Raw genomic sequence first — 14,860 nt, forward strand, 5'->3', positions numbered from 1 at the left:
CACGCGTGACAGTGAGCTCAGTCAATGGAGCCGTTACGCGGCCATATCGCCCCTTACGCGGCGCGGCGCAACGGATTGCATCGCAGCCGCCTGCAGCTTGAACTGCGAGACGAGATCGCGAAGTTTGGCCGCTTCCTGAGCAAGGCTCGCCGATGCGGCCGTGGACTGTTCGACCATCGCCGCGTTCTGCTGCGTTGTCTGATCCATGGAATTGACGGCGACGTTGACTTCGGCAAGCCCGGTCGATTGCTCCTTGGCGGAGGTGGCGATCGCGTCCATATGCTGATTGATGCCGGCAATTTGCCCGCTGATGGTCTTCAGAGCCTGACCGGTATCGAGCACCAGCTTCACGCCGCTTTCGACCTCGTCCGAGGACTTCTGGATATGTCCTTTGATTTCCTTGGCGGCTTGAGCCGATCTTTGTGCGAGTTCACGCACCTCTTGCGCGACGACGGCAAAACCCTTGCCGGCCTCGCCTGCGCGAGCAGCTTCGACGCCTGCGTTCAGCGCCAGAAGATTTGTCTGGAAGGCGATTTCATCGATAACGCCGATAATGCTGGAGATCTGTTCTGCGGAGGCCTCGATACGACGCATTGCTTCTTCGGCATGCGACACGACTTCGGCGGATTTTGCGGCGCTATGGTTTGCTTTCGTCGCCTCTGCGCGGGCCTCGTCCGTGCGCTTGCTCGAATTCGACACGTTCACCGTAATCTGATCGAGTGCCGCCGCCGTCTCTTCAAGCGATGCTGCCTGTTGTTCAGTTCGTCTGGAAAGATCATTGGCGCCCGATGCGATCTCCCTGGTGCCGTCGTCGATCGCCGTGATCGCCATTGAGATGGCGCTCAACGTATCTCCAAGTTGCTTCACCGAGCTGTTGAAATCATGGCGAAGGCTCTCGAAGTCCGGCGAGAAGGGCTCATCGAGTTGAAATGCAAGATCGCCGGCAGCGAGCCTCTTCAACCCGGCACCAAGGCCCGCTGTGGCGGCACGAAGGCGCGCGCCGGCATCTTCATCGGCCTGCTTTCGCGACGCGATCCGGTCGGCTTCGGCTTCCTCGCGAGCTGCCTCGGCGTCGTGTTCGAGCTGCTTGTTGGCAATTGCTGCTCGTCGGAAGACTTCGACAGCCGATGCCATGGCGCCGATTTCATCCGAACGACCGGCACCTGCGGAGGTGATGTTGGTGTCGCCGCTCGCAAGTTTCTTCATGTCGCCGGAAAGAGCGAGCATCGGCTTGGTGACCGTCTTCCGGGTCAGCCAATAGAGACCGACCGAGAACAGCGCGGTCAGCCCGAGAATCACTTTCAAAAGCGTGTCGACAAGAGCTTGCGTATCAGCGCTGCGCTTTGTGATCTCTTCGGAGACCGCGTTGATCTGATCTCCAGTCTGTTCCATCACAGTTTCCAACGCGGAAAACTGGTTCATGAATTCTGGTAGCGATTTCATGGCCGCGGACTGATCTTTGCCTGCAAGGTCGACCATCTTCTTGGCGCTGTCGATATAGGCAAGGAGCGGCGGCTCAAGACCGCCAAGCACATGTTGCGTGGCCGCATCGGTCGCGAGTGCCTTGTTGGCCGCGATCATTTCCCGGAACGACGCCTCGTGCTCCGCCAGATCAGCCTTCACCGCGTCCGCCGCCAAACCGGCAGCCGGATTGGTTGCCAGCAGAGCGGCAAGCACGTCAGCGCGAAGCGCGTCATGCATCATGTCGGCCTGCATGTGGTTTCGCAGCACTTGTGCCGATCGGGCAACTTCGGCGTTGTTTCCGGATAGGATGGATGTCGACCATACGCCAACACCCGTCGCGCCCCCTGCCAACGCGAAAATCGAGACGCTTGCAATGATGATTTTATTCTGAATTGACGCCATGGGTGCCTCCCCGTAAAGATAGAATACGAGACTACACAAACATGCTTAATTATTTGTCATTTGCCAATTTTGTTTTGAACTCGACTTGCAGTAGAAAGACAAATACTACCAGTATCGCAAAATCATCTAAAATATTAGTTTACACTGAAGTATAAAGCGTACGACCCTAAAACGGTCGCTCGATGATTTTCCGGTCAACCAGTCTGAGGCTGCGATCCGGCTGGATGATATAGGTTTCGAAGACATCATCTCCCCACTGGTCGGTGAAACGGTGCGGGACTTGGCTGCCAATGGGAGATTTCGTGAGCTTCATCCTCGGCTGGCCGCCGTAGGTGATGCTCCCCGGAATTGGCTGCAACGAGCTTGTGCCCGTCTGATCGCATGAACAGGTGATCAGGCCGACGACTGCAAGAAGGATGATGCGCCGCATAGCTGGCTCCTGTTTCTCAAGCCGCGATCCTATGGTAAGTTATAGCAGACCTAGTCGCGCTCTCGATGGAAAACATCAAATCAGCCATCGCAGATTTAGCTGCAGAGCGCTTCGAAAACCTGGGGGGTTGGTCATGGGCGATTCTGAGGGAAGAAGCCCCATTGCTTCGTCAGGCTTCACTATCGGCGGAATCATTAAAACCGAAGTCAGCCAACAGCCACTTCTTGCGCTTGTCGTTTTCGTGCCGGTCGCCATCATTCTGGAGCAGGTTACGCCGGAAGCACATACGCTGCTGTTTCTCATGTCGATCGTGGCGATCGTGCCATTGGCGGCGCTGTTGAGCCGCGCCACGGAAGCTGTCGCGGCCAAGACTGGCGATGCGGTTGGTGGCCTGCTCAACGCCACTCTCGGAAATTTGACGGAACTGGTGATCTCGCTTGCCGCGTTGCAATCGGGTCAATATCTGCTGGTCAAGGCTTCACTTGCCGGTGCGATCGTCACCAATACGCTCTTTATGTTGGGTGGCGCTTTTCTGTTTGGCGGCCTCCGCCATCATGTCCAGGAATTCAACAGGGTCAATGCGCGCTTTCAGGCCTGCCTTCTGTTCCTCGCTACGATCGCCATTCTGGTCCCCTCCCTGGTGAGTGAAGCGGATCGCGCACCGGACACCGCCACTGTCCAAAACCTGAGCCTGGGGCTGGCTCTCCTCCTCATTGCCGTCTACGCACTAGGTATGTTTTTCTCTCTGAGGACGCACCGCGAGCTTTTCGCGAGCGCGAGCGAGGGCCATGAAAGCGAGAAGCTGTGGCCACTTTCGGTAAGCATCATCATTCTGGTTATCGTTACTCTATTCGTCGCAGTGATCAGTGAAATCTTCGTCGGTTCCGTCCAGATCGCCGCCACCCATCTCGGCATGACACCCGCGTTTGTAGGCTTTATCGTCGTCGCTCTCGTGGGGGCAGCGGCAGAAATGACGACCGCATTTTCCGCGGCGCGCGCAAATAGATTGGACCTCAGCGTCAGCATCGCGTTAGGAAGCGCGGCCCAGATTGCTCTCTTCGTCGCTCCGGTCCTGGTGCTCGTCAGCTATTTCCTCGGCCCGGCGCCGATGTCTCTTGAATTTTGGAGGGGCGCGGTCACGATGATGCTGGTCGCGACGCTCGCCGCCACTCTACTGTCAAATGGCGGGCGCGGCGCATGGTACGCGGGTGTCATGGCACTGGCTGTCTATGCCATTTTCGGACTCACATTGTTTCTTCTGCCGCCCGGCGCGCCGTCATAAGGAAAGGAAATAATACGGCACAAACGGCTCATTGCTGCGACTGGCCATCGGGACGAAAATATAGCCGTTGAATGACGGCCATCATGAGAGCCGTTGCCCATCCAAATATGATCCAGCCGTTGATTGCCTCGAAAGTGGCGATCTGCCGCCACTCCTTTCCAAGAACTATGTCGCCGTACCCCACAGTGGTGAACGTGACAGTGGAGAAGTAGACAGCATCTTCAAGATTGGGAAGAGCTGACGACATGTAATAGAACGACGCCCAAATGAAAACATCGAGTATAATCGGAACGATCAAGTAAACCACCCATACCACGGTTACAATGGTGGGTCGCCGGAGCAGGAAATCCCGGCGACTTACTTCCATCCGGCGAAAAACTCCCAGCCCGGCCGACATAAACACGGCTTGAATCACAACCGTCGCTGCAATTAGCGCGCCAGCGAGAAGAAGTCGAAACAACATAAGTGCCTCCTGACATTCTGAACACGCCTCTCAAGTATATCAGAGTTCGGCGAAGTTGTGCTCGGTGCGTCATTACACTGTATGTCCAGCAGGAATTGTGCCAAGAGGTACGCTGCGCCACAATTTTGAGGCTACATGACGATGAAGAAAATCGGCTTCCTATCGTTCGGGCACTGGACGCCCTCGTCCCAATCGCAGACGCGCTCGGCGTCCGATGCGCTTCTGCAGTCTATAGACCTTGCCGTCGCGGCCGAGGAACTGGGCGCAGATGGAGCGTATTTTCGAGTGCACCATTTCGCCCGCCAGCTTGGCTCGCCGTTCCCGCTGCTGGCGGCCGTTGGCGCGAAGACCAGCCGCATCGAGATCGGCACGGCGGTCATCGACATGCGTTACGAGAATCCGCTTTATATGGCCGAGGATGCCGGCGCTGCCGACATCATCGCCGGCGGGCGCCTGCAGCTCGGTATCAGCCGCGGCTCCCCGGAGCAGGTTATCGATGGATGGCGCCATTTCGGCTATGCGCCGGCCGAAGGCGAAAGTGAGTCTCAGATGGCCCGGCGCCATGCCGAGGTCCTGTTCGATGTGTTGCGCGGCGAAGGCTTCGCGCAGCCCAACCCGCGGCCGATGTTTCCAAACCCGCCGGGCCTCCTGCGCATCGAGCCGCACTCCGAAGGCCTGCGCGACCGGATCTGGTGGGGCGCCAGTTCGAACGCCACTGCTGCCTGGGCGGCAAAGCTGGGGATGAACCTACAGAGCTCCACGCTCAAGGACGACGAGAGCGGGCTTCCCTTCCACATCCAGCAAGCGGACCAGATCAGAGTGTTTCGCGAGGCATGGAAGGCGGCCGGCCATAAGCGCGAGCCGCGGGTGTCGGTCAGCCGCAGCATCTTTGCACTCGTGGACGACCGCGACCGCGCCTACTTCGGATACGGCAATCAGAATGAGGACAAGATCGGCTTCATCGACGAGAAGACACGGGCGATCTTCGGCCGCAGCTATGCCGCGGAGCCGGATGCACTCATCAAGGAACTGGCCGAGGATGAGGCCATTGCCGAGGCCGACACGTTGCTTCTAACCGTTCCGAACCAGCTCGGCGTGAACTATAACGCGCATGTCATCGAAGCTATTCTGACTCACGTTGCCCCTGCCCTCGGCTGGCGCTGAACCGCGCGGAAAAGGCGCCAATTGATGGTTGGACGGCTTGCCAAGCGTATCGGCGCGATGTTCGACGGCAGTCAAATGTTGGAACCATGTCCCTCCTTATTCGTTGCTTAAACATGCAAGCAAGGAGGATAAGCACATGCGAAATACAATCATTGGCTGCGCAATGGCAGCTCTCGCTATGGGTTTCGTTGCCGTCCCTGCATTTGCGGACGATGTCATCATCGGCGGTCCTTCTTATGATGACGGCTACTATCCGCGGCACCATCGTGATCGCGCTGGCGTGATCATAAGCAATCACGGCATTTCGATCGGCAGGGTCCGGGACCGCGACCGTTATTACGACAGCGACCGCTGCTTCACTAAGACAGTTACTCGCGTGAATGAAGATGGCGATCGGATAACAAGGACGATTCGCCGTTGCGACTAACCCACAATTAAGGCCCGACATCCCATGCCGGGCCTCATTGATTTCGCATAGTAAATCGCCTCAGGATGAACGCGTCGATGCGGGGGGCTTTCTCCCCAAAGTTTGACTGCGTCGCTTGCACTGAACTGGCTGTCGGGAAACCGTTCCAGCCTGCAATTACCGAAATGCCCCCGCCAAACCCTTTTCATCTCCCTAACTCAAGGCCTCAGGAAATGATCGGCTGAGGGGCTGCTCTCCGCCGAACTCGACCACCGCGGCAGAGCATGCGAAAGCATGCTCTGCCTGCCGGTTACATCGGCTCGCGATGAAGTATCATCGCTGCTAGTTGAGAGCCGGGCAACCACGTCTGTTGGCGAAGGCCATGCGGTCGGGACCGCCATCATTCCAGCCACGGACGATGATGCGCCGACCGTTCGACTGGATGGAATCGATGCGCCGGAAACCCTCTTCGCGGGCGGCTCGCATGAGTTCGCGCCGGCCGCAGCCACCGTCCCAATCACCTCGCGAGCGACCCCAGTCCTGATCTTGGCGATTATCCCAACGCGGGGGCGGCCTGTAATCCTGATCGTCGTCGTAATATTGCGCCATGGCGGCCGACGGTAACAATTGCACCGTGGCCAGTCCGACCAACGCAATGCAAGAGAATCTTGTCAAACGTCCAAACATCTTTCGCTTCCTCCTATGTCGGCGATATGGGGGGATCATACAGCTCTAACCTGAATGCCACCCGAACGAGCTATTCATATAGCTACTCTGAATCAAGGGCCTCCTTGTATCCTTTATCTACTGCCAAGCCGGGTCCGCAGGACGCGGCGTTCTATACCCTGTTTGTAGGTTAAATAGCGCAGGCGTTTGCGGAGAACAGTCATAATGACGCCCGTCACTGCGATCGCGCATCGTGGCAGGCAGCGCGCCAGCGGATAGGAGAGTCGTAAAACCCTTACCTGATGCCATCGGCGATCGTACGCGTGAGAACGAAAAAATAATGGCGGCTATCTCCCTCGACGACCATAACGCCGAGGAGTCGATTATCGTCAATTCTTCGGAAATGGTCGATAATCGGCTGCCTGTCGTACACCATTGCCGCGCTGGTCTTGCCCCTGAAGAACATGGGCCTGAGAGAGGCGACCGGCCCGTTTGCCCGCCACATTTTCTGCAGATACGAGAACCAGCTACGGGCTATCCTGGTCCGCCCGAAGCGATGAAAGCGCAGGACCAATTTCAGAGGGATCATTTCCGGGTCGATGGCCACGAGCCGATGAGGTCCCACCGCAAACAACAGAGCATCGGCTCTATGATCGGTGGTGAAGCGCTTGCCGTACCATCCGAGATTTTCCAAGACACCATCCAGCGGGTGGCCGCACGCCACGCCATGACCTCGCCAAAGACCGGCAAGTTCGGTGACCGACGTCACACTGAGACTGTCGAAATAGTCAAAGGCTTCTGCCTGCGATCGAAAACTGCTTGGAATTTGCCTGGCGGTGTTTTCCACGTCGCTCAACTCGGAAACGTCATGCTCGAATCACGTTCCGCATCATCCTATGCAAAGACGGCCGAATGCTGTTGCTCGCATAGGTCTTAGGGCTGCTACCCTAAGGCTTGGCTGGCCAAACCGTAAACGCGCGGTCCTTCGCTGCCGTCCTCCGGCAGCCAAGCCCGTCTCAGCGACATGCTCGTCACCGTGTCGTAAACCGGCAACCCCGATTGCGCGAGGAATTGCGGAAAGGCGCCGGTCTGCTGGCGGGTATCGATTCGCAGGAAGCTGCCCGCATGGTCAGCGACATGCGGTCTGATAACAGCGATTGCCTCTTCGTCGCTTGCTGCGACGACCGGACCGATGACATGACCGCGCCCGAAGCGGCGGCAAAGCGAGAAGGCGGCGATGCGGCCGTCTCGTATAAGGGCCAGACCCTTCGAGACATTTAGGAGGCGCGCAAGCACAGGCATGCGATCCGCACCAAAAGCGGCCAGATCCAGCGCCGCGATCTCTACAAGATCGGCCAGATCGAGCGCCCGCAGCCGTGTGTGTGGCGGCAGCGGCACGACGGGTGGAGAGACCGCTTCGCCATTGCATTGATAGTCGAGCTTTTCCGCACGGAAGCCGAGTGATTGATAAAGCCGCTTGGCCGCGCGGGTGGCGTTGAGGCCGAGCGCGCGGGAGCCGGTTTGCGCAAGGACATGCTCCATCATCCAGCGGCCGGTTCCCAGCATCTGCAATCTCGGAGACGTGATAACCATGCCGATGGTCGTGAAGTCGGGAGCAAAATCGAACCACATGGCGGAGCCGAGCACCCGGCCTATCGCGTCGCGTGCCACGACGCCGCGACCCATCTCGCGAACGATCTGCCAGTCCTCGGCGCGATGCGGCCAGCCGACCGACAGCGAAAGCGCATGCAGGGCATCGAGATCGGCATTCTCCATCTCGCTGAGGGTCAGCTCGAAGGAATCCAGTTGGATCGAACTGGATTTTGCCATGACTATCTCCCCTCCCAACATGCGCGTTCCCGAACCAGCCGGAACGCTTGGCCTATCGTGCAGGATGGACTTCCACGCTTCCACCAGTCGACCACCCCGCTTTGGTTGTAGCGGCGATCACGCAACAGAATACGCTTGAGATCCCCGCGAATTCGAAAGATTCCACCAAAGCCACGGGGCTTTCGGCAGGCAGGGGATAGGCCGCGGCTTATTCTGAATGAAACCTTCCGTTTCCGGATACCTCCCTCCACACACAACAGAGGTCCATCGATGTCCCCTCCCGTCGGTCGCGTCGCCAGCAACCAGGATGTCCCCAAATCCGCCGATGTCGTCATCCTCGGCGGCGGCATGGCCGGTGTCGCAACCGCTTACGAACTCGCCCGGCGCGGAACCTCCGTCGTTCTCATCGAAAAAGGCGTGATCGCCGGCGAACAATCGAGCCGCAACTGGGGTTGGTGTCGCCAGCAGAACCGTGATCCGAGAGAACTACCGCTCGCACGGCTTGCCCTGCGCAGATGGGACAATCTCAATGCGGAACTCGGCGATGAGACCGGCTTTCGCCGCAGCGGCCTTGTCTATGCCACGACACGCAAGGCCGACCTGAACGCCTGGGAGCGCTGGAGCCACGTGGGCAGGGAGTTCGGCGTCGATACACGAATGCTGACGGGAGCCGAATGTGCCACGATGCTTCCAGGCAATAGCCGTCATTGGAACGGCGGCGTCCATTCCCCAACCGATGGGCGCGCGGAACCTGAGCTTGCAGTGCCGGCATTGGCGCGCGGTGCCCAGCGGCTTGGCGCCGTCATCGTCCAGAACTGTGCCGCCCGTGAGCTCGAAACGGAAGCGGGGCGGATCAGCGGCGTCGTCACGGAAAAGGGTGCGATCCGCGCGTCGGCCGTTCTGGTTGCCGGCGGCGCCTGGAGTGGTATGTTCCTCAGGCATCACGGAATCCGCTTCCTGCAGGCATGCGTCAAATCCACATCCTTCTATACCCTCGCCGCACCGGCCGTGACCGATGGCGGGATCGCGATGGAGGACGTGACGATCCGCCGCCGGCTGGACGGCGGCTATACGGTGGGGTTGAGCGGCCTCGGCCAGTTGCAGATCACGCCCTACGGCCTGCTGCAGGCCCGCGATTTCTGGCGTACGTTTCAAACGAGGCGGAAAGGTCTGACCTTTGCCCTTGGCCGCCAATTTATGGAAGGGCCGGAAGCAATTGCCCGCTGGAAAGCGGACGGCGTTTCTCCCTTCGAGCGCATCCGCACGCTCGATCCGCAGCCGGATGCTCATCTTGTCGAGCGCGGCATTGCCCGACTGGTGGCGACCTATCCTGAACTCGCCGGCATCCGTCCGGCCGAGTGCTGGGGCGGCATGGTGGATTCCACGCCAGATGCCATACCGGTGATCTCGCCGATCGTTTCACGGCCTGGCCTCTTTGTCTCCTCAGGCTACAGTGGTCACGGTTTCGGGATCGGACCCGCCGCCGGCATGCTGGCCGCCGATCTCATTCGCGGTGAGAAGCCCTGCGTCGATCCCAAGCCCTACCGATATGAGCGCATGATAGACGGCACCGATCTCGGAAAGCCAGGGATGCTGTGATGATCGCGATGACAGCGGCACAGATCCTCGAAAAGCTGGTCGAATTTCCCTCCGTGGTCGGTACGCCAAACCATGAGATCGTCGGCTGGATCACCGATTATCTGGAGCGGGCCGGCGCAAAGGTCTTCGTCCTTACCGGGCCTGAAGGAGACCGGTCCAACCTGTTTGCGACCGTCGGTCCGGCCGACCGACCTGGATACCTGCTCTCCGGGCACATGGACGTTGTCGCGGCAGCAGAACCAGGGTGGACAAGCGATCCCTTTCGCTTGCAGCGTCACGGCGCGCGGCTCGCAGGCCGCGGGACGAGCGACATGAAGGGCTTTCTCGCCTGTGCGCTTGCTGCGCTGCCGCCCATTGCCGGACGCTCGCTCGCCCGGCCGCTGCATCTTGCCTTCTCCTATGACGAGGAGGCCGGTTGCCGCGGCGTTCCGCATCTGATCGCACGGCTTCCCGATCTCTGTGCCAAGCCGAAGGGCTGTATCATCGGCGAGCCCAGCGGCATGCGCGCCATCCGCGCCCATAAAGGAAAAGCAGCAGCAAGGGTCGTCATCAGTGGTCGCGCCGGTCATTCCTCGCGGCCGGATCTCGGCCTCAATGCCATCCATGCCATGGCCGACGTTCTCGGCGAAGCAGTCACGACCGCCGAGCGTCTGACCCAAGGGCCATTCGACAACAATTTCGAGCCGCCCTATTCCTCGCTGCAGGTCGGCACTATGCATGGCGGGCAGGCCCTCAACGTCATTCCCGAAGAATGTACCATCGAGCTGGAAGCCCGCGCGATCGCCGGCGTCGATCCAACCAGTCTGCTCGCGGGGATCGAAGGACGCCTGGGCGCCTTGAAACAGCGCGGCTTTACGGCGCGCTGGGAGGTCATAAGCAGCTATCCGGCCCTGTCCCTTACCGCCGACGCGCCGCTTGCCCTGCTGATGGAGGAGCTGACAGGGCGGCCACCGCTCGCCGCCGTCAGCTACGGCACGGAAGCAGGCCTTTATCAGGCGGCCGGAATGGAGGCGGTCATCTGCGGTCCGGGCGATATCGGCCGGGCGCACAAAGCCAACGAATTCATTGAGGAGAGCGAATTGTCTGCCTGTGTCAGCATGATCGAAGCGCTGGGAGATCGTCTCGTCCGTTGATGTTCTGGCGGCATACGTCGTTGGCACGAAAAACGGATCGATATGCGGTTGATTGACCCCACTTCGATGCATCCTGTTGAGACGCCGGCAGCAGAATACCCGGAGCAAGCCAGAGGAAGCCCATGGCCTTTTTATTCAACTCGGATGCAGAGCGGGCGAGGATCTTTGCCGCGGCTTTCGCGCGCGAACTGCCGACCCTCCCCTTCGTCACGGATTCGGCTAGCGTCGATCCGGCAACGATCAAGTATCTGCTGACCTGGACAGCGCCCGCCGATCTCGACCGCTATCGCAATCTCGAAATCCTGTTTTCGATTGGCGCGGGCGTCGACCAGTTCTCGCCGGCCGCACTTCCCGACAAGGTCAAGCTGGTCCGCATGATCGAGGATGGCATTATCAGGATGATGCAGGAATATGTGACGCTCGGCGTCCTGGCGCTGCATCGCGATCTGCCTGGCTATATCGAGCAGCAGCGGGCGGGCAAATGGGCCTCCCGCCCGGTTCGGCAGGCAGCCGACCGCTGTGTCGGCATACTCGGCCTCGGCAATCTCGGCCTTGCCGTCATCGATCGGCTGCGGCCTTTCGGCTTTCCGCTTCGCGGGTGGAGCCGCTCGCCGCGCAGCATTGAGGGCGTCGCCTGCTATGACGGAACGGATCAATTGCCGGAATTTCTGGCGGGCGTCGATATTCTCGTCTGCCTCTTGCCGCTGACGCCCGAGACGCGGGGCATCCTGAACGCCGATCTCTTCAACGCGCTGCCTAAAGGCGCCGGCCTCGTGCACGCCGGCCGCGGTCAACAGCTCGACGCGGAGGCTCTCATCGAAGCGCTCGACGGCGGCCATATCAGCAGCGCTGTCCTCGACGTCACCGAACCGGAGCCACTACCGGACGGACATGCGCTCTGGCGCCATCCCAAGATCGTTCTGACGCCGCACATTGCCAGCGTCACGCAGCCGGAGACGGCCGCAAACACCGTCATCGCCAATATTCGCCGCCACGAGGCCGGGCTCGACCCGATCGGTCTTGTCGACCGCAGCCGCGGCTACTGATCATCAATAGGAAAGGAACTCCATGTCTCTGTTGAAAACCATCGACCCGAACCCGGCCTTCGAGCCGAAACACTCCAAGGCCATGCCGGACCGGCTGATTTCCGGAGATCCGTCCTTCAAGACCTGGGCTCAAGACAGTGCGCGCGACGGCATGATCAACACCGGCGTGTGGGAGGCAACCCCGGGCGAAACGCGTTCGATCAAGGGCGAAACTTTCGAATTCTGCCACATCCTTCAGGGCGTCATCGAATTGACCGATGAAGGCGGGACATCGGTGACCTATCGCGCCGGCGACAGCTTCGTCATGAAGCCGGGATTCAAGGGCATATGGCGAACGATAGAGACGGTCCGCAAGATCTATGTGACGGTTAGCTGATGATAAGCCTTGCGGACTTGCCGGTCTTTGAGGCCGAACATGAGGGCTATACGCTGAGCACGGATCGCGCTCGCCTCGATGTCGATCGGATCCATCGCTATCTCTCGGAAGAATCCTACTGGGCGCGTGGCCTCGATCGCGCTCTGCTCGAACGGGCGCTCGCCGGTTCGCTGCCGGTCGCTATCTATGCGCCGAACGGCGATTTTGCCGCTTTTGCACGCGTCGTCACGGATCTCGCTATCTTTGCCTATCTGCGCGATGTCTTCACCCTGCCGGACCATCGCGGCCGGGGCTTGGCGACGTTTCTTATGGCGGTGATCCAAAGCCATCCAGAGCTGAAAACGGTGAGCAACTGGATGCTGGCGACGCGTGATGCGCATGCGGTCTACGCAAAGGCCGGCTTCGCACCAGTCCCACACCCGGAATATTACATGAGCATCCGAAAAACCACTGAAAGCCCATAACCAAGGGTTATGGATTGCGCTGCTCTTGTTACTGGCGACCGTGAGGCTCACCCGCCATTCTGCTCCGGCCAGCACAAGGAAACAGCACATGGGCTATCGTATCGGGGTCGACGTCGGGGGATCCTTCACCGATTTTGCGGTGTTTGATGAGGCGAGCGGACGCATCTCCACCCTCAAGGTCTTCTCGCGGCCGGATGAGCCGGGCGCGGAAATCACCGCAGGTCTTTCGACGCTCAAAGCCCGCGACGGCCTCGATCCTGCCGAGGTCGATTACTTCACCCATGGCACGACGGTCGGCGTCAACACGGTCATTCAGCGCAACGGCCATGACCTGGCTTTGTTCACCACACGGAATTTCGAGGACGTGCTGCAAATCGCGCGCCTGAAGATCCCGCAGATCCACAATCTCTATTCGGTGCGGCCGGAGCCGCTGATTGGGCGCGATCGCGTATTCGGCATCGACGAGCGAACCGCCGCTACCGGCGATATACTCGGGGCTCCGCATGAGGCCGATGTCGAGAGGGCCGTGCGTGCTGCCGAACGGGCCGGCTGCAAGGGTATTGTCATCGCCTTCCTCAACGCCTATCGCAATCCGGCCAACGAACTTGCCGTCAAGGCAATGATCGAAAGGTTTGTGCCGGGCCTGCCGGTCTTTTCCTCCGCGCAAACCTGGCCGATCATCCGCGAATATGAGCGCACCATTACGGCCGTCATCAGCGGCTACGTGCAGCCACGCGTGTCTCGCTACCTCGACCGTTTCGAAAGCGTGCTGAGGCAGGAGGGGCTTGCTTGCCCCCTGCTGATCACTAAGAGCAACGGCGGCGTGATGGGCATCGACCAAGCGCGAAACGATTGCGTACAGATGATCCTCTCTGGCACCGCTTCCGGAGTGATCGGGGCAGGCTATCTCGCCAAGGCCAGCGGCTTTGACCGCATTCTGAGCCTCGATATTGGCGGCACCAGTGCCGATGTCGCCGTCATCCTCGATGGCCTGCCGCAATATGGTGTGGGCGAGCTGATCGGGGATTTCCAGATTCACATCCCCTCCGTATCGGTGAGCTCCGTCGGACAGGGTGGCGGATCCGTTGCCTGGGTGGATGTCTTCGGGATGCTTCAGGTCGGCCCGGACAGCGCCGGCTCGACGCCGGGTCCCGCCTGCTATGGACGCGGTGGAGTTCGGCCGACGGTCACCGATGCGGTCGCGGCCTGCAATCTGATCGGCCACATGCCGCTCGGCTACGGTGCGGTTGAGGTCGACCGCGCTGCCGCCCGCGCAGCGATTGCTCCCCTTGCAACGACGCTCGGCGGTACGATCGAAGCGACGGCAAGCGACATCCTCAACATCTCGGTTTCGGGCATGTATGCCGAGGTCAGCGGCCTGATCTCCCGCTTCGGGATCGACCCGCGGGAGTTCCATCTCTTTGCCTTCGGCGGCGCCGGCGCCATGCTGGCCTGCTTCCTGGCGCGCGAACTCGACATGAGGGGCGTCGTGGTTCCGCCCACTCCCGGCGTCGTCTCTGCCCTCGGCGGCCTGATCGCCGACCTGAAGAACGACTTCATCCGTACCGTCTATTGCGACGTCACGAAGGAGGCGATGGCCACTGTCGTCGCACCCTACCGGGAACTGAAAGCTGAGGCCGAACATTGGCTGCGGCAAAAACAGAGTTTCGCCGGGCCTGCATTCGTCCAGGCCTTTGCCGATATGCGCTATCTCGGCCAATCCTACGAGATCGAAGTCCCGCTTCAGGGCGATTGGCTCGAAGAGATCGATGCCGATGCCATAGTCAATGCCTTCCATGCCGAACATGCGCGGCTTTTCGGCCATGCGGCCTCAGCTTCGCCGGTGCAGATGATCAATCTCCGCCTGACCATATCGGGTGCGACGCCCAAACCGTATCTGGCCGAACTCGGCCCCGCATACGAGCCTGTCCGGCCCCGCTTCTCGGCCGAAGCCTGGTTCGACGGCCGCCTTGCCATGACTGCAGTCTATCACCGCAGCGATCTGAAGGCGGGACATCGCCTGACCGGGCCGGCAATCATCGCGCAGGACGATACCACGACAGTCGTCCCGCCGAATTTCACCGTCGATGTCGACCGGTTCGGCAACCTTGTCATCACCCGCATGGAGGCCTGAG

General features: G+C 60.2%; 15 protein-coding genes. 9 read left to right on the top strand and 6 right to left on the bottom strand.

Going from position 1 to position 14,860, the window contains the following annotated elements:
- Nucleotides 1-33: 33 nt before the first annotated feature.
- Both QA648_RS26350 and QA648_RS26355 read right to left on the bottom strand, forming a co-directional pair.
- The gene (locus QA648_RS26350; protein WP_283051611.1) at nucleotides 34-1,866 is read right to left on the bottom strand and encodes a methyl-accepting chemotaxis protein; all 1,833 of its coding nucleotides are present in this window, start codon (nucleotides 1,864-1,866) and stop codon (nucleotides 34-36) included.
- A 166-nt stretch (nucleotides 1,867-2,032) separates the two neighbouring features.
- Nucleotides 2,033-2,296 (bottom strand): hypothetical protein, encoded by a 264-nt coding sequence (locus QA648_RS26355; RefSeq protein ID WP_283051613.1) that lies wholly within the window; start codon nucleotides 2,294-2,296, stop codon nucleotides 2,033-2,035.
- Between the two features lie 133 nt (nucleotides 2,297-2,429).
- Between QA648_RS26355 and cax the strand changes: the two genes are divergently transcribed.
- A complete protein-coding gene (gene cax / locus QA648_RS26360) occupies nucleotides 2,430-3,578 on the top strand; it encodes a calcium/proton exchanger (RefSeq protein WP_283054275.1) in 1,149 nt (382 codons plus the stop codon).
- Between the two features lie 28 nt (nucleotides 3,579-3,606).
- On the opposite strand, the gene QA648_RS26365 is transcribed toward cax, so the two are convergent.
- The gene (locus tag QA648_RS26365) at nucleotides 3,607-4,041 is read right to left on the bottom strand and encodes a potassium channel family protein (RefSeq protein WP_283051614.1); all 435 of its coding nucleotides are present in this window, start codon (nucleotides 4,039-4,041) and stop codon (nucleotides 3,607-3,609) included.
- Between the two features lie 141 nt (nucleotides 4,042-4,182).
- On the opposite strand from QA648_RS26365, the gene QA648_RS26370 reads away from it, so the two are divergent.
- Nucleotides 4,183-5,205 carry an LLM class flavin-dependent oxidoreductase gene (locus QA648_RS26370; RefSeq protein ID WP_283054276.1) on the top strand — a complete coding sequence of 341 codons (1,023 nt, stop codon included), beginning with the start codon at nucleotides 4,183-4,185 and terminating at the stop codon, nucleotides 5,203-5,205.
- 136 nt (nucleotides 5,206-5,341) lie between these two features.
- Nucleotides 5,342-5,632 carry a hypothetical protein gene (locus QA648_RS26375; RefSeq protein WP_260304123.1) on the top strand — a complete coding sequence of 97 codons (291 nt, stop codon included), beginning with the start codon at nucleotides 5,342-5,344 and terminating at the stop codon, nucleotides 5,630-5,632.
- A 321-nt stretch (nucleotides 5,633-5,953) separates the two neighbouring features.
- Here the strand turns inward: QA648_RS26375 and QA648_RS26380 are convergent, their stop codons facing one another.
- The 3 genes from QA648_RS26380 to QA648_RS26390 all read right to left on the bottom strand — a co-directional run bounded on the left by QA648_RS26380 (nucleotide 5,954) and on the right by QA648_RS26390 (nucleotide 8,107).
- Entirely contained in the window at nucleotides 5,954-6,298 is a 345-nt protein-coding gene (locus QA648_RS26380) for a hypothetical protein (protein ID WP_260304124.1), read from the bottom strand.
- Nucleotides 6,299-6,572: 274 nt separating this feature from the next.
- Nucleotides 6,573-7,046 carry a DUF4334 domain-containing protein gene (locus tag QA648_RS26385; protein WP_283054277.1) on the bottom strand — a complete coding sequence of 158 codons (474 nt, stop codon included), beginning with the start codon at nucleotides 7,044-7,046 and terminating at the stop codon, nucleotides 6,573-6,575.
- Between the two features lie 173 nt (nucleotides 7,047-7,219).
- Nucleotides 7,220-8,107, bottom strand: a complete 888-nt coding sequence (locus QA648_RS26390; RefSeq protein ID WP_283051617.1) for a GNAT family N-acetyltransferase — start codon at nucleotides 8,105-8,107, stop codon at nucleotides 7,220-7,222.
- 270 nt (nucleotides 8,108-8,377) lie between these two features.
- Between QA648_RS26390 and QA648_RS26395 the strand changes: the two genes are divergently transcribed.
- The 6 genes from QA648_RS26395 to QA648_RS26420 all read left to right on the top strand — a co-directional run bounded on the left by QA648_RS26395 (nucleotide 8,378) and on the right by QA648_RS26420 (nucleotide 14,859).
- The gene (locus tag QA648_RS26395) at nucleotides 8,378-9,706 is read left to right on the top strand and encodes an FAD-binding oxidoreductase (RefSeq protein ID WP_283051619.1); all 1,329 of its coding nucleotides are present in this window, start codon (nucleotides 8,378-8,380) and stop codon (nucleotides 9,704-9,706) included.
- Entirely contained in the window at nucleotides 9,706-10,839 is a 1,134-nt protein-coding gene (gene argE, locus QA648_RS26400) for an acetylornithine deacetylase (RefSeq protein WP_283051620.1), read from the top strand. The genes QA648_RS26395 and argE overlap by 1 nt, the downstream gene beginning before the upstream one ends.
- A 122-nt stretch (nucleotides 10,840-10,961) precedes the next feature.
- A complete protein-coding gene (locus tag QA648_RS26405; RefSeq protein WP_283051622.1) occupies nucleotides 10,962-11,885 on the top strand; it encodes a glyoxylate/hydroxypyruvate reductase A in 924 nt (307 codons plus the stop codon).
- A gap of 22 nt (nucleotides 11,886-11,907) precedes the next feature.
- Nucleotides 11,908-12,261 (top strand): cupin domain-containing protein, encoded by a 354-nt coding sequence (locus QA648_RS26410; RefSeq protein WP_283051623.1) that lies wholly within the window; start codon nucleotides 11,908-11,910, stop codon nucleotides 12,259-12,261.
- Nucleotides 12,261-12,725, top strand: coding sequence for a GNAT family N-acetyltransferase (locus tag QA648_RS26415; RefSeq protein WP_283051624.1), 465 nt, complete (start codon nucleotides 12,261-12,263; stop codon nucleotides 12,723-12,725). The genes QA648_RS26410 and QA648_RS26415 overlap by 1 nt, the downstream gene beginning before the upstream one ends.
- Nucleotides 12,726-12,813: 88 nt before the next feature.
- Entirely contained in the window at nucleotides 12,814-14,859 is a 2,046-nt protein-coding gene (locus QA648_RS26420; RefSeq protein ID WP_283051626.1) for a hydantoinase/oxoprolinase family protein, read from the top strand.
- Nucleotide 14,860: the final 1 nt, after the last annotated feature.

This window comes from Rhizobium sp. CB3171 (assembly GCF_029714265.1).
In the GTDB taxonomy this organism is placed as follows: Bacteria; Pseudomonadota; Alphaproteobacteria; order Rhizobiales; family Rhizobiaceae; genus Rhizobium.